This window comes from Marinagarivorans algicola, assembly GCF_001292705.1.
GTDB lineage: Bacteria > Pseudomonadota > Gammaproteobacteria > Pseudomonadales > Cellvibrionaceae > Marinagarivorans > Marinagarivorans algicola.
On record NZ_LGAK01000015.1, the window covers coordinates 72,136 to 97,262 of the forward strand.

Sequence of the window (25,127 nt, forward strand, 5' to 3'; positions counted from 1 at the left end):
GTGAGCGCAATGCTATAGGTTGCATTGCGCTTTTGAGCTGGAGAGCTTATGAGCTATATAGTTGATCGACGATTAAACTCGAAGAATAAAAGTACCGTTAACCGGGAGCGTTTTTTGAGGCGTTATCGCGGCCATATTAAAAAAGCAGTATCCGATGCCATTGATAAGCGCTCAATTACTGATATGGCCTCTGGCGAAAAAATATCGATACCTTCAAAAGATATTAGTGAGCCTTCTTTTAGTCATGGTGAAGGTGGTATACGTGATCGAGTGTTACCTGGCAATGATGAATTTATTACCGGTGATAAAATTAAACGTCCGCAAAGCGGTTCTGGAGGAAGTGGTCATGGTGATGGAGCCAGCGACTCGGGTGAAGGTGATGACGACTTTGTTTTTCAGATTACACAAGAAGAGTTTTTAGATTTTATGTTCGAAGATTTGGCGTTACCTAATTTAGTTAAGCGCCAACTTGCGGGTAATGAAGAGTTTAAAACGCATCGTGCAGGCGTGAGCCATGAAGGAAGCCCTGGGCAAGTGAATATTGTACGTACGTTGCGATCAGCCAACGCAAGACGTATTGCGCTAACGGGGAAAAAACGTAAAGCATTAAAGGTTTTAGAGGAGCAATTAGCTGATATCACACCAGCTAACGATGCATTAGAAGATACTTGTTCGCTTAAGTTACAAGCACAGATAGCAGAGCTTAAAGCCAAAATAAAAGGTGTACCTTGGCTAGATGATTTTGATCTTAAATATAATTTGCAGGTGAAATATCCTGTGCCACAGTCACGTGCTGTTATGTTTTGTTTGATGGATGTATCAGGCTCTATGGATCAGGCAACTAAAGATGTGGCGAAGCGATTTTTTTTATTATTATTTTTATTTTTGCAGCGTAATTATGAAAAAACAGATGTCGTTTTTATTCGTCACCATACCAGTGCTAAAGAGGTAGATGAGCAGGAATTTTTTTATAGTCGAGAAACTGGTGGTACGATTGTATCGAGCGCATTAAAATTAATGGATCAAATCATTAAAGATCGCTACCCGCCTGAGGAATGGAATATTTATGGGGCACAAGCATCTGACGGCGATAATTGGAACGATGACTCTCATCAATGTTATCAATTGCTGACCGAGAATATCATGCCTGCTGTACAGTACTTTTCTTATATTGAGATTACGCCTCGAGATAGGCAGGCGCTATGGCATGCCTACGAAAAAGTATCGGAGCAATTTCCAGAAGCCTTTGCTTTGCGTCATTTAGTATCAGTTGCTGATATTTATCCTGTGTTTAGAGATTTATTTAAAAAACAGGCAGCCTAATAAGAGAGTAAAAGTATGAGCAATTATATATCAACAAGTTCTGAGTGGACCTTTGACTTAATTCAGCGTTACGATAGAGAAATCAGTGTTATTGCTGATGATTTTCAATTAGATACCTATCCTAATCAAATTGAAATTATTAGTTCAGAGCAGATGATGGATGCTTACGCGTCGGTGGGTATGCCTGTTGGCTATAATCATTGGTCTTATGGTAAGCAGTTTTTAGGTGTTGAGCAGGGCTATAAGCGTGGACAAATGGGGTTGGCCTATGAAATAGTGATTAACTCGGATCCGTGTATCGCTTATTTGATGGAAGAAAACACTATGATGATGCAGGCATTAGTCATTGCGCATGCCTGTTATGGCCATAATTCTTTTTTTAAAGGTAATTATTTATTTAAAACATGGACAGATGCCTCGGCGATTATCGATTATTTGGTTTTCGCTAAGAATTATATTGCTCGATGTGAAGAGCAGCATGGGGTCGATGCCGTTGAAGATTTACTTGATTCTTGCCATGCAATTATGAACTATGGCGTAGATCGTTATAAAAGGCCTTATCCACTATCACAGCATGAAGAAGAGGCTAGACAGCAAGAGCGTGAAGCTTATTTGCAAAAGCAAGTGAATGATTTATGGCGTACGATTCCTAATGATATAAGCACCGAAAAACAAACAGCTACACCGACCTTTCCTTCTGAGCCACAAGAAAATTTATTATATTTTTTTGAAAAAAATGCTCCGCTTCTAGAGCCTTGGCAGCGTGAAATAGTACGCATTGTGCGTAAGATGGCGCAGTACTTTTATCCGCAAAAACAAACGCAAGTCATGAACGAAGGGTGGGCCACCTTTTGGCATTATACTATTATGAATGAGCTTTACGATCGGGCCTTAATCACTGAAGGCTTTATGTTAGAGTTTATGCAATCGCATAGTGCTGTTGTGTACCAGCCACCTTATAATAATCAATATTATAGTGGTATTAACCCTTACACCTTAGGGTTTAGTATGATGCAAGATATTCGGCGCATATGTCAAAATCCAACAGCTGAAGATAAAAAATGGTTTCCCGATATTGCCGGTAGTCATTGGTTGAAAACCCTTGATTTTGCAATGCGTAACTTTAAAGATGAGAGCTTTATTTTACAATTTTTATCACCTAAAGTGATGCGCGATTTGAAACTATTTTGTATTTTAGATGATGATAAAAATCACACAATTAATGTTGCTGCTATTCATGAAGACCGTGGTTATCGCAAAGTGCGAGAAGCACTATCTGAGCAGTATAATTTGAGTAATCGAGAGCCTAATATACAAGTACACAGTGTTGATGTGCGCGGTGATCGCTCGTTAACGCTTCATCATACACGGCACAACCGCATGCCCTTAGAGGCTAAAAGTGCCAATGAAGTGATTAAGCATATACATCGACTTTGGGGATTCGATGTGCATTTACATTCGATAGATGAGCGAGTGCATCGGCAAACATTTCATTGTCCAGCCCCTCACACCGATCAACCTCAAATACCCCTACCAACGGTTTCCCCTCATTTAACCGGCCCATAACAGAACGCGCGCCTAAACAGCGAATTACTAAGGTATGTATGCTGGGTATTGGATGTGAGGGAATTAGCTACTTGAGCTAGCTATTTTTGATTGATTTTATTAACGGGTTATTTTTGCTGAGACTTTATTTACTTTATTTACTTTATTTACTTTATTTACTTACTGTAAGGTCGGTGGTTGTCATTGATTCCTTGGCTGAGTAGTTTTGGTGCTCTCAGGTGGTGATCATTTTAGACTTTCTTGTTTAGGTGTGATGTCTGATTGCGTACAGCCATACGACATGGAAATACGCATGACTTGATGCGTTACGAATGTATTGTTAATGTGCTATCGACTGTTTTATCTTTGAGGTCGTACTTGGCGCTGTATTTAAATGGGTAGCAGAATCCATATCGGTAACGTTCGCGTTATATTCACCGCCCAAGCCTTGGGTATTGATGCCTTGGCGTATCGAGTTTACATGCCCTGGCGTATGAGCCTCTTCTGGGAGTTGACTGTCACCAAGTACAATAAATAAATGTGCAAGCTCGTGCTCTAAGCTTTTACCTAGCTGTTTACTGATTTGGGTAATACGCATGTGTGCCCCTGTCGACAAAATGCTTGTTACCTATAGTATAGTTTGCTCCTTATTTAATATAAGTACCGATTCGTCTTGCCTTGAGGTTTGATATAACCGATGAAGTTTTTTTCTAAATTATGGCCAAAGCGTTGGTTTGGCGCTTCACTAAGCTTCACCGATAGTGAGCAACTAGAACAATATCGCCGCATCTTTCGTGGCGCTAATGATTACGGGTATTTTGATTGGTACTTATCAGAAGACAAAATTGCTTGGAGTGGCGGCTATTGGCGCATGCTTGGTTATAGTGATAATGATGTAGAGCATATATCGGGTAGTAAAAATTACTTTAGTTATGTGCACCCAGAAGATTACGATATCTTTATGACAGGTGTGCGCAAAGTGTTGCGTGATGGCGAACCTATCGACATCTCTTATCGTGTACGTAAAAAAGATGGTGACTGGGTATGGACAGAGATCCACGCTGATGGAACGCGCGATGAAAAGGGCTGGGTTTATTATGTTAGTGGTATTGCATTGGATATTACGCGGCGCAAGCAGGCCGAGCAGGCTTTAGCTTTTATTGAGGCTAGGCATGCACGTATTATCAAAGCGTCTAATGATGGTTTTTGGGAGTGGACGGCCGAGCAAGGTGGCTTTTCATTCTCGAGTCGCTGCTGGGAATTACTGGGTTATGATGAGCTAGATGACACGGTTAACCAAGGTGTTGATCGATTACAGGCGTGGCGCAATCTCATGCATCCTGAGGATGGTAAGTTGTTTGATGCAGCCTTGGATCGTCACATAAGAGACAAAGAGCCCTTTGACGTCGAATACCGAATCAAGCGACGCGATGGTGGTTGGAGCTGGATTCGGGGTCGTGGTTACATGGAGTTTGATAGTCAGGGGCTACCTGCGCGCATGTCGGGCACTAACATGTCTATCACACAACTAAAAGAAGCCGAAGAGCGTGTGCTGTTGGCCAAAGAGCAAGCAGAGTCGGCTAATCAGGCTAAGTCTGAATTTTTATCGAGTATGAGTCATGAATTGCGCACGCCCTTAAACGCTATTTTAGGGTTTTCTCATCTGCTAGAAAGCGACTCAAGCCTCAATGGTAAGCAGCGCAATAGCGTGGCCGAAATTGTGAAAGCTGGCCGTTACTTGTTAACGCTTATTGGGGATGTGTTGGACTTGGCCAAAATAGAAGCTGGGCGTATGGAAATGAGCCTAGAGCCAGTAGACCCTGGTTTATTACTAAAAGAATGTTTAAGTTATGTGCAGTCTTCTGCGGATGCACTTTTTTTAGAGGTCTCGATGAGTTTGGCTGATAGTGAGGTGCTGCGTGTTAAGGCGGATAAAACACGCCTTAAACAAGTGTTCCTGAATTTGATGAGTAATGCCGTCAAATACAATAAGCCTTATGGCCGTATTATGGTATCGAGTACCGTGGATCGCGAGGGTATTTTGCGGATTAACATCGAAGATACTGGTCTAGGTGTTCCAGAGTCAAAACAGGGTGAATTATTCCAGCCTTTTTGCCGTTTAGGGGCTGAGCAATCCGAAGTAGAAGGCAGTGGTGTCGGTTTGGTTATCACGCGTGAATTGGTTGAGCAAATGGGTGGGCAAATTGGTTTTCAGCGGCGCCATGACGGCGGTAGTTGCTTTTGGTTGGAGCTACCCATTATCGAAGCTCAAAAACTAGCCGCCTCCGACACAGTGCCAGGTAAAACCACCGAACTTATTGATTGCGGCCCTAAAAAAGTCTTGTATGTTGAAGATAACGAAGCCAACCAGCGCTTAATTTGCCAATTATTTGAGCATTACAAAGGCATTGATATTGAAATTGCAAGCGATGCCTTTAAAGGCGTTTTTGCCGCTCGTGTTAGCCAGCCAGACTTGATCATACTGGATATTAACTTACCAGGAATGAATGGTTTTGAGGCCTTAGATGTTTTACGTGGTGATCATCTAACGAGCAGTACCCCCATCATAGCCTTATCGGCCAACGCCATGACACATGATAAAGAAAAGGGACTTGATGCGGGTTTCCATGCTTATCTCACCAAGCCACTTGATGTTACCCAGCTTATTGACGTGCTTAACAGCATATGGCGATGCCCCGCTGAGTACTCTAGCGCAAAACGCTCTTTAGAGGCAGCCGCCGTGCAAGCTCTAGCCCTTGAGGAGACGTAGCTTGCTGATTAATAATGATTTACAGCAACGGGTACACACGTTAAGTCGTGCGTTATTGCGGCGGCAGGCGACTGTCACTACAGCGGAGTCTTGTACAGGCGGTGCTGTGGCAGCAACCTTAACGGCGGTAGCGGGTAGTTCTGCGTGGTTTGATGGTGGTTTTATAACTTATAGTAATCGCCTAAAGACACAGCTGTTGGGTGTATCCACTGAGCTTATTGCGCAACATGGTGTTGTGAGTGAGCCCGTGGTTAAAGCAATGGTATTGGGCGCCTGTCAGCAAGCGCAAGCGAGTTATGGTATATCGCTTTCAGGGATTGCCGGCCCTGATGGCGGATCAGCGCTTAAGCCTGTGGGGACGATATGCATAGCCTGGGGGGCGCCACAACAGGTCATTGCACATAGTTTTCACTTTGATGGTGATCGAGATAATATAAGAGAGCAAGCCGTAATAGCGGCTCTTTCGGGGTTGACGCAGTACCTGCACAACACTGATTAACCCAGAGCTATAGTGTTGCGTTGAGGCAAGCTAAAAAACATCCTCATTAACGTACTACTGTGTCAAATAGTGACAGTAAAACTACTGTATAAACATACAATTTATGGTTGCTTGTACAGTGTTAATGTCTTATTCTTAAATCATCAATCAATGAGTGCTATATTGAGTGCTCGCTATTAATTGATGCATAAAATTTTACGCCATAAAAAGGGGACCACAATGGATGCCAATAAAGAAAAAGCACTTGCTGCCGCGCTGTCACAAATTGATCGTCAATTTGGTAAGGGCACCGTTATGCGCATGGGCGATAAAGAGCGCGTTGCTATACCGAGTATATCAACCGGCTCTTTAGGGTTGGATGTTGCCTTAGGCATTGGTGGTTTACCTAAAGGGCGTATTGTTGAAATTTATGGCCCTGAGTCATCCGGTAAAACGACGCTCACACTACAAGTGATTGCCGAAGCACAAAAAAAAGGTGGTACCTGTGCTTTTGTCGATGCTGAGCATGCACTTGACCCTATATACGCCGAAAAGCTAGGGGTTAATGTTGATGACTTAATTGTGTCACAGCCCGATACTGGTGAACAAGCATTAGAAGTTGCCGACATGCTGGTGCGTTCAGGCGCTGTTGATGTTCTGGTGGTTGATTCTGTTGCGGCCTTGACACCCAAAGCTGAAATTGAAGGTGAGATGGGCGACCATCATGTGGGTTTACAGGCGCGGTTAATGTCACAAGCGTTGCGTAAAATTACTGGTAATATTAAAAATGCGAATTGCTTGGCAATCTTTATCAACCAAATTCGTATGAAAATTGGTGTGATGTTTGGCAATCCAGAAACCACCACCGGTGGTAATGCGTTGAAATTCTATTCGTCAGTACGCCTAGATATTCGCCGCATTGGCGCGGTAAAAGATGGCGACGAGGTCGTTGGGTCAGAAACACGCGTTAAAGTGGTTAAAAATAAAGTCGCCCCGCCTTTCAAACAGGCTGAATTCCAAATTTTATACGGTACCGGTATTAATCGCTTAGGTGAAGTGATTGATTATGGCGTTAAGCTAGGATTAGTTGATAAAGCGGGCGCATGGTATAGCTGCGATGGTGAAAAAATTGGCCAAGGTAAGCAAAACTCTATTCAGTATTTGCGTGAACACCCAGCGCTTGCAAACCGCTTAGAAGCCATTATCAAGGAGCAACTATTGGGTGAAGTTACGCCAGTTGATGAAGCTGAACAGCCTGATGAGCCCGAAAAGTAAGTCGATAACTAGGTCAGTACTCATGTACTCGCCAGTTTAAAAAATCTAAAAAAGCGCTAAATGTCCTAGCGCTTTTTTTATGCCTGTAAAACGAATGATATCAATGAGAGCTTGTTGTGAATGATGAACTAACAGAGCCTTCGGAATTATATCGCTGGCTTTACCATAAGGGGATTGAGTTACTGGCAAGGCGTGAGCATGGGCGCAGTGAGTTGCAAACAAAATTGCAGCAAAAGCTGACTGCGCATAAGCGTTTGAAAGGGGAAATGGCTGGACCTGTGAATGTAGCTATGACGCAAGCGCTAGATAAGCTGGAGTACTATGATTACCTGAATGACGAGCGTTTTGTGCAAGCTTATGTCAATAGTCGTATTAATAAGGGCTATGGTATAAATAGAATACAACAAGAGCTTAAGCAAAAAGGCCTTGCGGATCAGCTGATTGACAGGCATTTGAGTGCGCGAGACGATGGGCCTTTAGAAGATAGTATGATTTATAGAACGTGGTACAAAAAATTTCGCATACTGGCTCAAGAGCCCAAAGACCGAGCCAAACAGCAGCGCTTTTTGTTATACCGGGGTTTTAGTCATCATGAGGTGAGTCGTTTATTTGACTACCTAAAGAGCGTGTAAAAACCTTATAGGGTGGCCGCAATACATTAGTGAACCTCGAGCACAAAATACAACATGCAACGCCGAGCTTCAGCTTGCTCATGTATACTCTATTTTGACTGCTGGAATATGAGGGTATCTAGCAAGCGTGTGATTTAACACCCATAGCCTTATCGATAAGCACTTAATGTAAAGCGCTTATTGAGTGCTACCATTCATGAATAAAAATAGGACTCCGCTGTGAAACAATTAGCTCTGAGTGCGTGCTTAGCTGTATTGGGTGTACAAGCCTATGCAGCAGATCTTCATATTAAAGCTGGCTCTACGTATATTATTGATAGTCGCCAAGCCAAGCTTAACCTTGATACCTTAACCATCGGTGATAAGGCCAAAATTACACTCGCCAGTAATGTGGATATGTGGCGCGTTGATGCCAAAGAGGCCAGCATTGGGTATGGCGTAGTGATTATGGGGCGTGGTGAAAGCGGCCGTGATGGTGCCAATGGTATATCGCATCGTGAAGCCGATAAATGTCAGCCCGGCCAAGCCGGTGGTGACGGTGCTGCAGGTGTTAGCGGGGGTAGCGGTGCAGATATTCACTGGTCGCTTGGGGTTGTGAGCTTTGGCAGTGTAAGTATCGATTTAAGTGGCGGCAACGGGGGACGTGGTGGTAACGGCGGTGATGGACAAAATGTACCCGATTTTCCACGGTGTACCGAAAGTGGTGGGGCTGCTGGCAACGGTGGCAACGGCGGTAATGGTGGCAAAGGAGGGAGCTTTCGATTTCATTATACGTTGGCCGATGGCGCGGGTGATTTAACCAATAGTATCGAGGTAAAAATATCGGGAGGACTGCGTGGTAAAGGTGGACAGCCGGGTATTGCCGGTATCGGAACGTCTGGGCGCTATATTAATAAAAAATCTTTAAGCGGTGGTCGAAGTTGGGAGGCTGGCGGCGGTGACGGCGCACAAGGCCATGAAGGCCGTGCTGGCGCCTCTAGTGCGAATGGCCGTTTAGATATTCGGTTAATTAATGGCGCTACACCTACAGTACCAACTGAAGCGCCTCAAAATGAAGCGCCCAATAAGAGTTTGGAGCAGCGTGTGAAATCACTAGAAATCCTAACGCAAAAGCTCGAGGCACGCATTAGGTTGTTAGAGTTAGATAAAGAATAACCTAAGCGACTGGACCCCATTAAAAGCGCCTGTATTGCAGGCGTTTTTTTTTACTTGTCATAAATGTCAGCTAGCTTTGCACCGCGGCTTTGCTCGAGTATACGCGTCATATTACTTTGGGTGACCCAAAATAGCGCATTGTGTTTTTTTTGGTGCGCATGAGAGGTTGCTTTTGGTGCTGCCTCGCTTACAATCAAGCTCGAGTCGCAGTATTATTTTTTGTAACATACTGTTTTTTAAGGATTTTTACTTTCTGGCAAACATCCTGCTATACAGTGATTATCAAAGCTGTGACGACTAAAGCTAGAGCTTAATCATTAATCGCTACCATCTTGGAGAAAACATCATGAAATTATCAAAAACGCTTATAGCATCATCTATAGCGGCTGTAATGGCGGCGAATATTGTGGCTCCTGCGCAAGCAGAAGTTGAAGTTGGCGCATCGGTTGGTGTGGCGAATATGTACTACTGGCGTGGGCTGGAGCTTGGTAATGGTACACCAGCGGTATCAGGTGACTTAAATATTAGCACTACCGGTTTTTACGGCGGCATTTGGGGCTCATCAGGCGATACTGCTTCGGGCTCTGAATATGACTTATACCTAGGTTACGGTGCAAGCTTGGGTGATTTTTCTGTTGATTTAAGTGCCTGGACTTATGTTTACCCATCAAAGCGATCATTAGATGTGGCTGTCTCAGGTGCAAATGGTGAGATCCGAAGCACTGCCGACCGCTCTGAGCCCGGTGATCTCTCTGAGGTTATTCTTGGTTTAGGTTATGGCCCTGTTGCTGTGACTTATTACGATAACATTGCCGGTGATACTGGTTACTGGTATGGCACCTTGGCGCTTGAGTTAGGGGCGTTTGGCTTTACTTACGGCCTACACGAAGATGATTACGCGCATTTTGATGTGAGCTATGCCTTTAACGATAACCTTGTTTTCACGATTGGTACGGTCGTTGATGATGTTGAGGCAGAGTACGATGACGATACTAAATTTATTGTGTCTTACACGCTGCCTTTAGGCGAATAATTCCCTTTGACCGCTAAGTATTTATACCTAGCGGTCTTTTTTATCATTGCAGCTTTGCCTGCATATTTATTGGAGCAGCCCGATGAAATTAATTACTGCGGTTATTAAGCCATTTAAGCTTGATGCTGTGCGCGAAGCGCTTTCAGATATCGGTGTACAGGGTATTACTGTCACTGAAGTTAAAGGTTTTGGACGTCAAAAAGGGCATACCGAACTCTACCGTGGCGCCGAGTATGTTGTGGACTTTTTACCTAAAACTAAATTAGAGGTGGCTGTTGCCGATACGCAAGTTGATCAAGTGGTAGAAGCCATTAGTAAGGCCGCACATAGCGGTAAAATTGGCGACGGCAAGATTTTTGTTTCTGGCCTCGAGCAAGTTGTCCGTATTCGTACCGGTGAGACCGGCGAAGACGCACTGTAATTTAACTTTTTCCGGAGATAGGTAATGGAAAACACAATTTTTGAATTGCAGTACGCCCTAGATACCTTTTACTTTTTAATCTGTGGCGCACTAGTCATGTGGATGGCAGCGGGTTTTGCCATGTTAGAGTCTGGCCTTGTGCGCTCTAAAAATACAACTGAAATTTTAACGAAAAATGTCGCGTTATACGCCATTTCTTGCACAATGTTTTTTGTGTGCGGCTATTGGGTTATGTATGGCGGACCAGACGGTTTACACGGTGCAGTACCTTTTCTTAGTGGCATCACCGGTGATGGCAAAGACTTGGGCGATACTTATGCTCCATCTGCCGACTTCTTTTTCCAGGTTGTTTTTGTAGCGACAGCGATGTCTATTGTTTCTGGTGCAGTAGCAGAGCGTATGAAGCTCTGGGCTTTCTTAGCTTTTACTGTTGTGATGACAGGCTTTATTTACCCAATGGAAGGCAGCTGGACTTGGGGTGGTAACGCAGTATTTGGTATGTATACCTTGGGTGATCTTGGTTTTTCTGACTTTGCAGGTTCTGGCATTGTTCATATGGCGGGCGCGTCGGCTGCATTGGCTGGTGTATTAGTGCTTGGCGCACGTAAAGGTAAATATGGCGCTAATGGTAGTGTGAATGCGATTCCTGGTTCTAACTTGCCTTTAGCCACACTGGGTATGTTTATTTTATGGATGGGTTGGTTTGGCTTTAATGGTGGCTCAGTATTGGCAACAGCGAGTGTAGAAAGCGCTAATTCTGTTGCTGTTGTATTTATGAATACAAACGCAGCAGCAGCTGGTGGTTTGATTTCAGCTTTATTAGTAGCGCGCATTATGTTTGGTAAAGCCGATTTGACGATGGCACTTAACGGTGCATTAGCTGGGCTTGTTGCCATCACTGCTGAGCCTTCTACACCCAGCGCACTGCAAGCCGCATTATTTGGTGGCTTAGGTGGCTTATTAGTAGTGTTTAGCATTTTGCTCCTCGACAAGCTTAAAATCGATGATCCTGTTGGCGCCATTTCTGTGCACGGTGTTGTGGGCTTATTAGGTTTATTGTTAGTGCCTTTTACAAATGATAGCTCAAGCTTTAGTGGCCAGATTATTGGTGCTTTAACCATATTTATTTGGGTGTTTGTTACGAGTTTAATTGTATGGTTTGCCCTTAAAACGGTGATCGGAATTCGTGTCTCAGAGGAAGAAGAGTTTGAGGGTGTCGATATTGCTGAGTGCGGTATGGAAGCCTACCCTGAATTTACTAATGGTAAATAAACCAACGGTAAATGTTTGACCCTAGGTTATCTGATTGCGATAGCCTTACCCTGAAGTAGTACGTTGATGTAAGAAGCTTTGGCGGCCATTTAGGCCGCCTTTTTTGGTTTTGCAGGGTTTCCATTTGCTTATTGTCGGGTGTCTGTTGTAGATTGAGCTCGTAGAGCCAAGCGCAAGCTGTGCTTAGCGACACTCAATAATCAAAATAGCTATCAAAAGGCCTTTTATGAAACTGATCACAGCAGTGGTTAAACCCTTTAAATTAGACGATGTTCGTAACGCCCTTTCTGAAGTGGGTGTTCAAGGTATGACAGTCACCGAAGTAAAAGGCTTTGGTCGCCAAAAAGGACATACTGAACTCTACCGTGGCGCTGAGTACGTGGTAGATTTTTTGCCGAAAGTGAAATTAGAAATGGCCGTGTCTGATGAGGTGGTTGAGCAGGCTGTTGAGGCGATTACACAAGCGGCGCAAACGGGAAAAATTGGCGACGGTAAAATATTTATTCAACCGCTCGAAGAGATTGTTCGCATTCGTACAGGCGAAACAGGTCCTGATGCGGTTTAATTGTGAGTATGCACAACAAAGTCATGACCGCGCATCAATCAGTTATTACTGATAGCCACATCGCGCTAATTCATCCAGTTTGATCAAAAAGTCCCTATGTGTGGACTTTTTGGGTCCTATGTTAAGGAAATTGAATGTTTGAGTTATTGGCGTTGCTGATTTTTCCTGCCGTGATGGCGGGGCTTATTGCTGGCTTATTTGGTTTAGGGGGTGGAGCTGTCATAGTGCCTGCCGTTTTTTATGTATTAACCGAGCAAGCTGTCGCGCCAGAGGTAGCGATTAATATTGCGGTGGCAACATCACTGGCGACCATTGTGCTAACGGGTGCAACATCAGCGTTGAGCCATCACCGCTTAGATCATGTTGACTGGGTCTTAGTGTGGCGCTGGCTACCTTTTTTATTGCTAGGTGCATTGCTAGGCAGCACTATTGTTGCTCGGTTTAAAACGCCTGGGCTTATCATTTTTTTTGGTCTTTTTTTGTGGTGTGTGGCGCTCATTAGCGTGCTGCGCAGTCAAGCTGTTCGGTCGCAGCAACGTGATAGGGTGGATTGGGCAGCGCCCGCTTGGAAAATGCCTGTCATCGTATTTTTAATTGGTGCAGTATCGTCTTTGGTGGGGGTTGGTGGCGGCACGATGAGTGTCCCAACACTAACAGCTATGGGGCGAAGTATTCATCGTGCGATAGGAACGTCGGCGGCAATGGGAGTGGCGCTAGCATTAATGGCAACGCTGTGGATGTTGCTGACCTTTGAGCCTACAGGCGTCGACAATACACTGGGCTTGGTGTATTGGCCGGCGTATTTAACGATTATGCCGTGTACACTTATTTTTGCGCCTTTGGGTGCGAAACTCAGCCAGCGCATAGCAGCACATAAATTAAACATGGCTTTTATGCTTTTGTTGCTGATTGTTGGGGCGAGAATGATTTGGGTGGGGGTGAGTTAAGGCTCTGGATAGCCAGAATTTTAACTTTAATTTTTTGATATTGGCGGCCTAAAGCACGGGTAAGGTATGCATTACCCAAAAATACTGTAATCTGCTTCTTCTGCCGTATGACCAAAGTGTTATATACCGCGATACGCACACCTTCAAGCGCCTTGCCCCCCAATCCGTGAGCTAATTCGCTTCGGGTTTGTATTTTATAGACGATGAAATAATGGCTAGCGCCAAGCGCTAGCCATTATGATGCGCTAGTTTTTAAATGAATTCATTAAGTCTTTGGCGCCATCTTTAGCATCAGTAGCGGCTTTTTTGGCGGTATCGGCGGCGGCTTTAGCTTTCTCTTCAGTAGCTGCGGCAGCGTCTTCAGCTTTTTGTTTGGTAGCTGCGGCAGCATCTTTGGCCTTTTGCTCGGCCGCTTCAGCGGTATCTTTGGCTTTTTGCTTGGCGCTTTCAGCTAAGTCTTTGGCTTTTTGCTCAGCGGCTTTAGCGGTATCTTTTACTGAAATATTATTAGCAGCTTTCTGGGTGCTTTCGGCAGCGTTATTGAGTGAGCCACTCACACTTTCGTCTTTTTCGCCACATCCGGCAATAGTGAATACTAAGCTTGCTGCGGCTAAACTAACGATGATATTTTTCATGGTGGTTTCCTAATAAGTAAGTGTTTTTGAAAGGTGCTCTATTGTTGTTACTTGATTATGACGCAGTTATATGAATATTACCTAAATAATGACTCTAAACGACTTTTCCGCTGATAAGCACTATAGCAACTTTGGACGATGCGTGTTTTTTACTCGTAAATGCTGGGCAATGTCTTACACGTGCAAATAAGATTGTCGGCTATTGATTTTGTGTCAGAGCGTTAGAATGAGCGCCATGGAAACATGAACGATGATCAAAGGAATTGATCAGCCTAATAAGGCTTTATTAGGTTCAGTATAGGTTCTGTGAGTTTTGCCGCAGTTAAGTTGTATGGCTTAATTGCGGCTTTTTTCTATCCCCATCCCTATTATGCAGATGCGAAGTTTACCTCCACGCATCCATATTGAAGCCGAGCGTTATATCAGTGCTCGGCGCGTCAATGCCAAAAAAATAATCCATCAGTATTCTATAGGGTCAGCTTGGCTGCAGAGTGATACTTATATTTAGAGAGTAAGGGCACTTTGAGAATTGCCAAAGTGGTCTAGCCCTAAGCTTAAACTTTGGATTACGCCATATAATTGGGTTACGCCATATAAAAAGTCTTCACCCTGGCGATGTGAGTCAGTTGTTGTTTTATAGACACCTTGATATTGCCCTCTTGAAAAGTTCACATCAGCTCAGCCTAATACCAATCGCCTAGGTGATCTTTTGGTGATGGTGATTTTTAGGAGGATTGTCTATCTTATCAATCTCTTAAAGTGCGTATCTTTCATCAACACATTCGGTTATTTTGGTGAATATTACTGGTTAGTTGTATCACAGAAAATGGCACAATGGCTGATTCAAAAACATCAGCAGAACCACAGTGTGGCTCCAAGAGTACAAGGCATAATGAATAAAATAGCTAGGTTTTAGCGTAAGGTAGGCGTGCTATTTGTTGGGCGCTATGGTAACTATCTAAGCCTGAAACACATAGGCTACCTAATTGATCGATATCAATATAGCCATCATCACCAATGGCGCTTTCCTTCACATTAACATGCTGAATACGGCCAATCACCATCTGTGTATTATTGCACTTGAGGTGTATAACTTCCTCTAAGGCCATACCTATCTGTAGTGGACTACGACTGACAAAAGGAGCCAAAAAACCGGAGTGGTAGCTGTGCTCTAATCCTACGGCTTCAAACTCACTGATATTAGCATCATAACGAGCAGAGCTTTGGTGAGCTTGCTTGAAGGTATCTTGAGTAATATGGTTTAAAGTATAAAAGCCAGTGTCCATAATATTTTGTAAGGTATGACGAGGTACGCTAGCAGGTCGAATGATTAAGCTCAGTAACGGCGGGTTTGAGCCTAAATGACAAACACTGCTCACAATGCTTAGGTTGCGCTGACCCTGGTTACTCTCTGTACCCACCAAATGAACACCTTTGTAGCCGACTACCGAGTTAATAAACTGTGTGCGAAAGCGCTTGTCCATAGCCTGAATTTGAGCAGACCCAATTGAATGGTGTTGCGTGATCGTAGTACGGTTCATGCGATAGTGCCTCTATATTGGAGTTTGAATTTAGTATGGTATTTCTTCTGTGAATATGTGTATTGCGCTTAACCTCAGCATAGATACTTAAGGCCGAACAAGGTTAGGCACATACAGTTGTAGATGGTTTGAGTGGCTCAATCAACGGTTCATGAGTGCTCAATTCTGGTTTCTTTGAATCGTGGTTCTTATTTTTACGTAACGATAGCCGATTAGATGGATGCTAAAAGCGAGTGAGCATTGGTTTATGACGATATTGAGTACACTGCGCGGCGGCACCAGTGATGCACACCGGTAATTAAAGCAATCACATTGCTGCTAACAGATTACCCATTAAAAACGGGCTTAATATTCAAGTTAGTCCATTGGAGCCGGTGGTGACTATTTTAATAGCGAGCACTATTAAGATAGTCAATTGTTTTAGATGTGCGTTTGTTTATAATCGGCTTGTTTTTCAATGACACACCGTATAGAAACTGTATTAGGCTGATCTATTAATCAGTCTATTGATTTGTATACATTTTAATCAAAAAGCGGAAGTATTATGAATAAAATCACCTTTACAGCCACAAGCCTTGCGTTGGTGCTCGGGCTTGCAAGTTGTAGTCAGCAGCCTGCGACAACCGTTACCGATACCGCCTCAGCGAGTAACTTGGCCGCCAAGCCTTTAGCACTGGGCATCGAATTGGCCAATATGGACAAAAGTGTGCGCCCACAAGATGATTTTTATTATCACGTGAACGGGCAGTGGCTAGCCACAACTAAGATACCGAGCGATAAATCAAACTATGGCTCGTTTTCGCAGTTATATGATGACTCGCAAAAGGCGATGAAAGCAGTGCTTGAAGATGCAGCGGCGAATACCGCAGCTACAGCAGGTTCCGACGAGTATAAGTTAGGTGCCTTTTTTAAAAGCTATATGGACATTACGACCCGCGAAGCCTTGGGTATCACACCGCTCAATCCTTTTTTAAATACCATTGATGCGGTCGAGTCAAAAGCTGATTTAGCGAAACTGATGGCTAAAATTCAAAAGCAAGGTGGCGATTTACCGTTTGGCTGGTACATTAATAATGACGCGAAAAACTCGAGTCAGTATGCTCTGTACACTTACCAGTCGGGTTTGGGCTTACCTGATCGAGATTACTATTTAAAAAATGACGAAAAGTTCACAAAAATCCGCACGGCTTATCAGCAGTATATTGTCAATGTTTTAACGAAAGCCGGCATCCCGAATGCTGAGCGCACTGCTAAGAGCATTGTAGCGCTTGAAAAGGCGATGGCAGATGCGCAGTGGAGTCGCGTTGAAAGCCGAGATGCCACTAAGTCATATAACAAAATGACAGTAGCCCAAGCCAATCAATTATTGGGCGACTTTGATCTTGTTGCGTACTTTAACGCCGCAGGCGTGAGTATCGATGAGTTAATTGTACGCCAGCCCAGCTACTTTAAAAAACTATCAGGTATTTATAAAAATACGGATTTAGCGCTATGGAAAAATTATTTAAAATTTCATTTTATTAATAATTATGCGCAATTATTAACACAAGAGATGGCCGATCTGAAATTTGGCTTTTTTAGTACCACATTACGCGGTATCGAAGAGCCAGCACCTCTTTGGAAGCAAGCCACAGAAGCCTCTAATGATGTGTTGGGTGAAATTTTAGGTAAAGCGTACGTTAGAGATCATTTCCCACCAGAAGCCAAAGCGCGCATGGAAGAGTTGGTTGATAATGTTATTAAAGGCTATGGTGTAGCCATTCAAGCTCTTGAGTGGATGAGCCCCGAAACTAAAATTGCAGCACAAGAAAAATTAAGTAAATTCACACCTAAAATAGGTTACCCTGACAAATGGAAAAATTACTCTGACCTATCGATTAGCGCTAATGATTTGGTCGGTAATTATGTACGTCATAGCGAGTGGTCTTATGCAGATATGATTTCCAAGATTGGTCAACCAGTCGATCGCTCTGAGTGGCATATGACGCCACAAACAGTTAATGCGTACTTTAATCCAGTTAATAACGAAATTGTATTTCCAGCGGCTATTTTGCAACCCCCATTTTTTAATTTAGAAGCCGATGACGCCGTTAACTACGGCGCTATTGGTGGTGTAATTGGTCATGAACTCGGTCATGGTTTTGATGATCAAGGTGCGAAATATGATGGTGACGGTAACTTACGCAATTGGTGGAGCGAGTCCGATCTTAAGCAATTTGAGCAGCGCAGTGCCGCACTGGTTGCTCAGTATAATGAATATGCTCCCTTTGAAGATGCTAGCGTTAATGGCGAGTTAACATTGGGTGAAAACATTGGTGATCTGGGTGGCCTAAGCGTTGCTTATAAAGCGTATCAGTTGTCGCTAGGCGGCAATGAAGCGCCTATTATCGCGGGCTATACCGGTGATCAACGCTTCTTTATGGGCTGGTCGCAAATTTGGCGTCGTAAATATCGTGACGAAGCTTTACGCAATCGTTTAATGACAGACCCCCATTCGCCGAGTCATTACCGTGTGATTGGCATTTTATCTAATATCCCTGAGTTTTATGAAGCTTTTGATGTAAAAGAAGGTGATAAAATGTATATCAAACCAGAAGATCGTGTAAAAATCTGGTAGAGTTGAGAGCACAAAGCCGAGAAACGCAAAGCCGCAAATGCGAGTGGCCCAGCCAGTGAATCGTGAAAATCCAACTCGGCACCTCTAAATAGTTGTCTATTTTGCAATAAAAAAGCCCCTGTCAGTGTTAGCTGGCTGGGGCTTTTCTTTGTAGTCTCCTGTTATATTGATATTTTTTCGTTATTTTTATTTATGATAAAAATATTGCAACTATTCAGTCTCGCTGAAAAACCTTACCTGTGAGTGTGCCGATGGTTATTTTTGGGGTGTTTAAGCACTCAGCCCCAGCATGAATACATAGGGATAGACTTACACCTGCATAAGGATATGCAAACATCGATGTTACAAGAGCATAAAGCCGAGAAGCACAAAGTCGCCGATGGCTTGAATGGCCCAGACAACGATTCATTAGCGCCTCATTTCGGTATCTCTGAATAGTTACAAAATATTTATTTCTAATGAAAGTTAATTACTTGCCGACACTTCAACGCCTTTTGGTTATTTTTAATATGCTTTAATAATTTTAAGCGGTGGCGGCCTTTAACCCAATCACTGGGTTTTTTCTTGCCGTCCATGCGTTGGCGTAAGGTAATTAAATTTTTGCATGCAGCCAGTGTATTGTCACGCTTTACGGCGCGATCGATACGCGTCGTAAGCTGTGAAAATTGCCATAAATTAAAGCGTTGCCAGAGATCGTTCTTACCTTTGCCCATAATGGTCTGTATGTACTTTGCTTTTTGCAATAAAGGTTTTAAGGGCGTGTATTGGGGCTTGCTTGGTAGCCAGAACCCTGCAATGACTGGATCGTGATCAGAGTTGCGAGTGGCGGTTTCCCCGTTAAAGTAATACGCCTGTTTGTTATAATCTAAATTGTAATCTAGAGCATCGGCTTCGTCGGCATTAATATGCCATACACTGGCCGAAGTCATCGCCGCCATTAACGCATCGCTGACTAGTAAATAATCTAACGTACCTATTTGCCCATCAAAAACATAGGAGTAAGCCTGTGAATCCTCAACATTATTAAAACCTTTATTGATTAAATATTGAAGCGGCGCTTCCATGGCATAAGCATTGAGATCCCCCAATATGACTTGTTTTTGTGTGTCGCTGCCTGTTGGTGCAGTCGCTAACCAAGCACTAACAGCAGTGGCTGCCTTTAAGCGGCGATCATTCCAAAAACCGGCACCATCTTTAGCATCAAAATTGGGGGAGTTAGTATCGGTTAAGCCTGACCCTCCTTTTGATTTAAAGTGGTTAGCCACTACCGTAATTGGCTCGTTAGAGTGCAAGTGCGTAAAAGTTGCGGCTAATGATACACGGTTCGTACTAGGGCCATTAAAGATTGGATCGGCGGTAAAATCATGCTGGCTAAACGGCGCTAGCGTTGAAGCAATGGCGTCATCGAGTATTGCGGTTTGTGTATTGGGCGTTAACATAATGTTTTTGGTGTTGTATATAAAAGCGACAGCAATGGCATCGCTACCCACAAATTGACTACCGGGATACACATAATCATAGTGTGCATGGGCACTTTCTGCGTTTAATGTATTAACTAAAACTTCAATAGCCGTTGAGTTATCGTTGATAGGGTCAAAATCGTTTTCTATTTCAACTAATCCAATAATATCGGCCTCTAATGCGAGTATGGCATTACGTAACTTTTTGATTTGTCGGTCAAACTCTGCACTGGCAGGTTGTACTTGTGAGCGAGTGAGATCATCTGCTCCGCGTGGTGAATGACCTGCGGCAGTTTTTGTACTCCCATCATCCAGTGTTGTAAAAAAGTTAAGTACATTCATTGAGGCAATTTTTAAGTTGCCTAAAGGTTGTGATGGCATTAATGGACGAGGATTGGGTGAATTACCCAGCTCGCTTGAACTAAAGGTGTTGATACCGTCAATGTGAGCACGAATACGCCATGTACTTTTTGATGTACTACCACCGGCCCATTTATAATCTAAAACCCCCGTTAAAGACTCGACAGTATCACCCATACGTTTAGCTGATGCTTCTGTGTATTCAGCAAAACCATCAAGGTGATTAATGTTCGCATTTTGCTCGTTGAGGCCATCATCGTACATAATGCGTGTAGCGCCTAACTGGCGTTGCGCTAGGTCATAAAGCTCAGCGTCGGGCGTATTTTTTTGTGTGAATTGATAAGGACGATCACCAGCTGTTAGCCCAATCTCATTGAATTGGTCAAGTCTGTGCTGCTCTATAATGGTGAGTGTCTGGGGTATGGTGATTAGCATCCCTTCAAAGGCTTCTAGGTCTGGCTGATATTTCCCGTTACCATCAATTATTACAGCGCGACTATCCTCTAGTAATACGATAGCGGGAGTTATATATGAAAGCTGATCACTTTTGACAAGAGTGATATCGGTAATCTGACTGAGCTGAGTTTCACCAAACGATTGCGAAACTGTACCTGTTACCCGCACCTTATCGCCTACATTGACATTAACATCAAAACCTTGGCTGTTTACAAATAAGCCTTCAGAGGTTAAAGCGTTATCGTCGGTATCGTTATCTTCTTCTTGTAGGTAAAACCCTCCTAAATTGCGCTGACTGTCCTCATCGCTATCTTGAAAATCACCTACAACAACAGCCTCTACCATGACGCGCGTATCAATCAGCGGGCTAACATCGGTTTCGCCAAACCGATTACTTTTGTGGTTGGCGGGGCTGCCTTGTATGCTGGAGATGAGCGTAATATCGGTTAGCGATTCTGGCTCAGGTTGGGTGATGGTACTGCTAAAAGAGGCTAAAGAAATAGGGTTTATAGCCGAGTCATTATTTTTTGCGCCATCGAGTGCACCTGTTCCGCTGGTATACCATTGACTGATATCAAATTCAGTATTTGCAGCACCGTCAATGCGATATGCCCAGCCATTGGTGTAGTCCCATTCGGTACCTGTACCGTCTTTATTAATATCCCCGTAAACATCAGTAACAGTGCCATTTTTAAATAGTTCAATAGCATCATCGCCATTAACGCCCATAGCCGAAGTGACGTAATCGGGGGCAAAGCCCATAAAGGTTGTAAAGCCTTCGGCGTCGCTGGCAATATAAATATATTCGCCAGCGCTTAATGCCACCGGTGGAAATGTGAATTCTTCACCGTCACTCCCGCCGCCATTATTGGCCGAGCCTAAACCATATTGGCTCAAATCGCTAATGCTTGTGTCGGTGTACAGTTCAACCCCTTTTGGGAGGCCACCTGTGAGCGGCCCATCGTATACACTGGTAATGATAAGTTCAGCTGAGGCGAGAGGCGCCATTAAGCTCGTTGTAAGTAGCCCTTTCAATAAGGTTGCTGTCATAGTACTTTCTCGAATGATGAATAAAGAGAGCGCAATGAGAGCAGAAATTCATGACGTTTAAATAACGAGTTTATTATATTTTTGTGACAGTCAGATTTAATAAATATGCGTTTTAGGTGTTTAACCTGCCACTATGAGTCAAGCTAAAAAACCTGATCTGAGAGATTCTTGTCTAAGCATTTTGTGTTACAAAGCGCACCTATCAATAAATATAAAAAAGCCGCTGGGCATTACGCGCAGCGGCTATGTGCTAACTATCAAGTGACGAATTTGAATAGTTATTATTTTTAAGTAGCTATTGCGATGCTACTGATCTTTTAAAAAGCTATTGACCGAATCAAGCTCTCTATTTTTAAGGGCAATACAGTCGTTAACGCTTTCTTCTAGCTTGCTTAGCGTACGGCTAAAGCCTGCGACTTCGGCGATTTTTTGGTTAAAGAATTGTTGCGTTTTAGCTAAGCTTTTTGCATCGCAGCTCACGGTTGTAAAGTGTGGCAAATTGGGCACAAAAAACGGTGGTAAATTAGCCGCGACTTTATCGTAATGACTGTATACCCACTCTATAAATAGTGCTTGACGCTCATCGGTATAGCTTTGGCCCGCTAAAATAGTACGCATATCAGAGGCGGTGACCTCATCGGTTAAACTATAAGCGAGTACTGACTGTTGTAATTTAGGTTGACCAAAATAACCCATTGCCGTGAGCATGTTAGTGCGTACTTGTGGATTTTTAGTGGTTTTAAAGGTTGTCATGAATTGGTCAAGTAACGCTTTATCACCATGAAAAGCCGCGAGTGTTAAGTAAGTGCTTGCTAGGTAAGGGTCTACCTTTTGCGGATCTTTTAAGTAGATTTGTGTTTGTTGTTGCGCTGTTTTAATGACAGCTTGATCTTCGCCGTCAAAGCCTAAGCGCGATACAACCGCAGCACGAAGTTGCGCCACGGCACCATCTTCTCCGGCTTTGGCCTCTAAGCCATATTTTTGCGCCGCAGGGGTGACCGCGTCACGAATAAACTTAGGCCATAAATCTTCGTTACTCTTATCTTTAAAGGTACGTTGTTGCGAGGCTAAGTAGTTTAATGCGGTATTGGCTACACGCGGATGACTATCACCGACAAAGGCTTCTAATATTTGCATTAATTTAGCCGCCGAAATAACACCTGCATCAAGAAGCGCATCAGCGGCTGATAATAAAGCTAGGCGTTCGCGATCGGTCAGTTTTGTCGAGGCGTTTGCAATCAAGGCATCAAGCTGCGTATCGTCCATAATCCAGCGGTAATAACCCAAAGCCCCTTGATCAGGGTATATCCACTCGGGTTCAAATTCTAAGTCTAGTGTTTGACTTTGCTGATTGAGTAATACGCTGGCTGTCTTAACTTGATCGCCCGCACCATATTTAATGGCAACGGGTACGTTCCATAGCTGTGCTGGTGCATTGACGCCGGCATTGGCAAAGCGGCTTTGCGAGACAGTCACCTGCTTGCCTTGCTGCGTGACTTTAATCAGCGGGAAAGATGATTGCTCAATAAATGATTTTAAAACACTCGCTACATCTTTGTTGGATGCTTTACCCAATGCCTGCCATAAATCGGCTGCTTCAGCATTTTTGTACGAAAACTTTTTAAGGTACTTTTGAATACCCTTTTGGAATGCTTCCTCGCCAATCCAGTTTTCGACCATTGCCAATACCGAGCTACCCTTGCTATAGGCTAAGCCTAAGCCATCCATAATGTCGGCTTCGGTTTTGATGGGTTTGCGAATAGGCTTAGTGCTTAAACGTGCATCTAGCACCATAACGTTATTTTGAGGGAGGTCTAGGTGCGATTCAAACTCAGGGTTAAGCTGCTTAGTGATTTTGGCGGCCATCCAGCTTGCAAAGGCCTCGTTTAACCATAAGTCGTTCCACCATTGCATAGTGACGAGGTTGCCATACCATTGATGCGCCAATTCGTGAGCAATAATGGATACGTTACGCTGTTTTTTGCTGCGTGTTGCGGCAGCCAAATCGACTAATAAAATATCTTCACGGTAGGTGACTAAACCTGAGTTTTCCATCGCACCAAAAGGAAACTCAGGTACAGCGACAGAATCTAATTTTTGGTATACATATGGAATACCAAAATAATCTTCTAAAGCGGCAAGAACGCGCGGCATATTGTCTTTTGCATATTCAGCTAAATGAATTTTGCCTTGTGGTGTAATAACACGGCCAGGAATGGGCATGCCTTCAATAGCCATTTCTTCAAATGGGCCCACAGCCATTGCAACAAGATATGAAGGAATAGGTGGCGTTTTATCAAAATAGTGGGTGGTCATATCGCCGTGTACGGTGGTATTCAGCACGGGTGTATTGGCATACACTTTTTGTGATGTTGGCGCTGTAATGGTTAATTGAAACGGAATTTTATATTCTGGTTCATCAAAAACAGGAAATGCACGGCGCGCATCACTCATTTCAAACTGTGTAAATAAGTAGGGTGTACCTTGATCCAAGGTTTTATATAGTCCGACACTTTGGCGGTTATAAGGGGCTGTAAAATCAATTCTTAGTGTGTATTTCCCGGGTTTTATTTCTTTGTCACAAATAAACTTTACTTTACCGGTTTTGAGCATTTCACTACTTAGGTCACAGTCTTTTTTACCCATTAACTGCGCCATTGTGGTGGCGTAGGCGAGGCCGTTTAGCTCAATATATTGAGTAGGCTTAAGTACCTTAAGGCTAATTTCGGTCACGCCTGTGAAGGTTTCTTGACTGGGGTCGAGTGTGAGGGACACCTTTTGTGAGCTGGGTTTGGCGAGTTTTTCAATAACGTATTCGTTGGCACTTATGTCTTGTGTGGCCAGCGCCACGCTTACTGCCAATAGGCTTTTAAGAAACATAATAACTCCTATATTTATTGTTGAAAGCCGCACAGTTAGGTTTTTATGTGTGCTTTATGTGTGCTTTATGTGTGCTTTATGTGTGTTTTTTGAGTTTTTCGGCCGATATTTAAATAAGCTAATTGATTATACCTACGCCATACGGGATGAGTAAACGGTCAGCGTTTTGTGTGAGTCAAATAGATCTACAGAGAGTTTGCAGCGCCCTTGAGTATGGCACCGAGGTGCAGGTGGTAGTGTTCAAGAGGCGAAGCTTGTACTGAGTTGAGCATCGCGAAGTGGGTGTTTAGTTGGTTGTTTAGAGCTCACAGTGGCATGGCTTTACAGCTGGCTCATAAGGCTGAATGCCTATTACTTTAATGCCTACAGCTTATATGTTGTCGCTTACAAGCCAGCCCTCTGGTGGAGTTGGCTTTTAAGCGACAACGAGCCTGATATGCCCAGTACTGAATTATTTGTCTAGTATTGGGGGGGCAATTATTTTTAGGGTCTTATATAGTCTAGTGAATGCATACGCGAGTACAGTGTAAGCCTTCGTCGATATCAAAGGGAGTTTTACTGATCAGTCCAATAAATGTCTTATTAAATTAATAGATATTTAAGTGTCTTTATATTATTTTAATTAAACATGTTATTTATTTATCATGCTATTATTTTTCTGGTGGGTAAATGTATGATGTTAATGCTGCCATATTGTTAGTATTGATGACAT

Annotated in this window: 18 protein-coding genes; 13 read left to right on the plus strand and 5 right to left on the minus strand. The window is 43.5% G+C overall.

From position 1 onward, the window contains the following. Nucleotides 1–48 precede the first annotated feature (48 nt). Both AC438_RS06780 and AC438_RS06785 read left to right on the plus strand, forming a co-directional pair. Complete coding sequence (locus tag AC438_RS06780; RefSeq protein WP_053980489.1) at nucleotides 49–1,323, plus strand: YeaH/YhbH family protein; 1,275 nt, start codon at nucleotides 49–51, stop codon at nucleotides 1,321–1,323. Between the two features lie 15 nt (nucleotides 1,324–1,338). Beyond that, nucleotides 1,339–2,889: a SpoVR family protein gene (locus AC438_RS06785; RefSeq protein ID WP_053980490.1), complete on the plus strand. Its 1,551-nt coding sequence runs from the start codon at nucleotides 1,339–1,341 to the stop codon at nucleotides 2,887–2,889. Between the two features lie 319 nt (nucleotides 2,890–3,208). Here AC438_RS06785 and AC438_RS06790 read toward each other — a convergent pair whose 3' ends face one another. Then, nucleotides 3,209–3,466, minus strand: coding sequence for a hypothetical protein (locus tag AC438_RS06790; RefSeq protein ID WP_053980491.1), 258 nt, complete (start codon nucleotides 3,464–3,466; stop codon nucleotides 3,209–3,211). Between the two features lie 99 nt (nucleotides 3,467–3,565). On the opposite strand from AC438_RS06790, the gene AC438_RS06795 reads away from it, so the two are divergent. The 10 genes from AC438_RS06795 (at nucleotide 3,566) to AC438_RS06840 (ending at nucleotide 13,416) form a co-directional block, all read left to right on the plus strand. Next, complete coding sequence (locus tag AC438_RS06795) at nucleotides 3,566–5,638, plus strand: PAS domain-containing protein (protein WP_053980492.1); 2,073 nt, start codon at nucleotides 3,566–3,568, stop codon at nucleotides 5,636–5,638. Between the two features lies 1 nt (nucleotide 5,639). Then, a complete protein-coding gene (locus tag AC438_RS06800; RefSeq protein WP_053980493.1) occupies nucleotides 5,640–6,137 on the plus strand; it encodes a CinA family protein in 498 nt (165 codons plus the stop codon). A 219-nt stretch (nucleotides 6,138–6,356) separates the two neighbouring features. After that, nucleotides 6,357–7,391, plus strand: a complete 1,035-nt coding sequence (gene recA, locus AC438_RS06805; RefSeq protein WP_053980494.1) for a recombinase RecA — start codon at nucleotides 6,357–6,359, stop codon at nucleotides 7,389–7,391. A gap of 116 nt (nucleotides 7,392–7,507) precedes the next feature. Then, on the plus strand, nucleotides 7,508–8,023 hold the full coding sequence (locus tag AC438_RS06810; protein ID WP_053980495.1) for a regulatory protein RecX: 516 nt from the start codon (nucleotides 7,508–7,510) through the stop codon (nucleotides 8,021–8,023). A gap of 219 nt (nucleotides 8,024–8,242) precedes the next feature. Next, nucleotides 8,243–9,178, plus strand: a complete 936-nt coding sequence (locus AC438_RS06815) for a hypothetical protein (RefSeq protein ID WP_053980496.1) — start codon at nucleotides 8,243–8,245, stop codon at nucleotides 9,176–9,178. Nucleotides 9,179–9,524: 346 nt separating this feature from the next. Next, nucleotides 9,525–10,211 carry a TorF family putative porin gene (locus tag AC438_RS06820; RefSeq protein ID WP_053980497.1) on the plus strand — a complete coding sequence of 229 codons (687 nt, stop codon included), beginning with the start codon at nucleotides 9,525–9,527 and terminating at the stop codon, nucleotides 10,209–10,211. 82 nt (nucleotides 10,212–10,293) lie between these two features. Then, nucleotides 10,294–10,632 (plus strand): P-II family nitrogen regulator, encoded by a 339-nt coding sequence (glnK, locus tag AC438_RS06825; protein ID WP_053980498.1) that lies wholly within the window; start codon nucleotides 10,294–10,296, stop codon nucleotides 10,630–10,632. 24 nt (nucleotides 10,633–10,656) lie between these two features. Continuing rightward, on the plus strand, nucleotides 10,657–11,904 hold the full coding sequence (locus tag AC438_RS06830) for an ammonium transporter (protein ID WP_053980499.1): 1,248 nt from the start codon (nucleotides 10,657–10,659) through the stop codon (nucleotides 11,902–11,904). 226 nt (nucleotides 11,905–12,130) lie between these two features. Next, nucleotides 12,131–12,469: a P-II family nitrogen regulator gene (locus tag AC438_RS06835; protein ID WP_053980500.1), complete on the plus strand. Its 339-nt coding sequence runs from the start codon at nucleotides 12,131–12,133 to the stop codon at nucleotides 12,467–12,469. A gap of 134 nt (nucleotides 12,470–12,603) precedes the next feature. Further along, nucleotides 12,604–13,416 carry a sulfite exporter TauE/SafE family protein gene (locus AC438_RS06840; protein ID WP_053980501.1) on the plus strand — a complete coding sequence of 271 codons (813 nt, stop codon included), beginning with the start codon at nucleotides 12,604–12,606 and terminating at the stop codon, nucleotides 13,414–13,416. A 245-nt stretch (nucleotides 13,417–13,661) separates the two neighbouring features. Here the strand turns inward: AC438_RS06840 and AC438_RS06845 are convergent, their stop codons facing one another. Both AC438_RS06845 and AC438_RS06855 read right to left on the minus strand, forming a co-directional pair. Continuing rightward, the gene (locus tag AC438_RS06845) at nucleotides 13,662–14,051 is read right to left on the minus strand and encodes an LptM family lipoprotein (RefSeq protein WP_053980502.1); all 390 of its coding nucleotides are present in this window, start codon (nucleotides 14,049–14,051) and stop codon (nucleotides 13,662–13,664) included. 905 nt (nucleotides 14,052–14,956) lie between these two features. Continuing rightward, nucleotides 14,957–15,592 carry a flavin reductase family protein gene (locus AC438_RS06855; RefSeq protein WP_053980504.1) on the minus strand — a complete coding sequence of 212 codons (636 nt, stop codon included), beginning with the start codon at nucleotides 15,590–15,592 and terminating at the stop codon, nucleotides 14,957–14,959. Between the two features lie 544 nt (nucleotides 15,593–16,136). Between AC438_RS06855 and AC438_RS06860 the strand changes: the two genes are divergently transcribed. Further along, on the plus strand, nucleotides 16,137–18,209 hold the full coding sequence (locus AC438_RS06860; protein WP_053980505.1) for a M13 family metallopeptidase: 2,073 nt from the start codon (nucleotides 16,137–16,139) through the stop codon (nucleotides 18,207–18,209). 455 nt (nucleotides 18,210–18,664) lie between these two features. Here the strand turns inward: AC438_RS06860 and AC438_RS06865 are convergent, their stop codons facing one another. Next, entirely contained in the window at nucleotides 18,665–21,535 is a 2,871-nt protein-coding gene (locus AC438_RS06865) for an ExeM/NucH family extracellular endonuclease (protein WP_053980506.1), read from the minus strand. A gap of 306 nt (nucleotides 21,536–21,841) precedes the next feature. Continuing rightward, nucleotides 21,842–24,415, minus strand: a complete 2,574-nt coding sequence (locus tag AC438_RS06870) for a M1 family metallopeptidase (RefSeq protein WP_053980507.1) — start codon at nucleotides 24,413–24,415, stop codon at nucleotides 21,842–21,844. Nucleotides 24,416–25,127 lie beyond the last annotated feature (712 nt).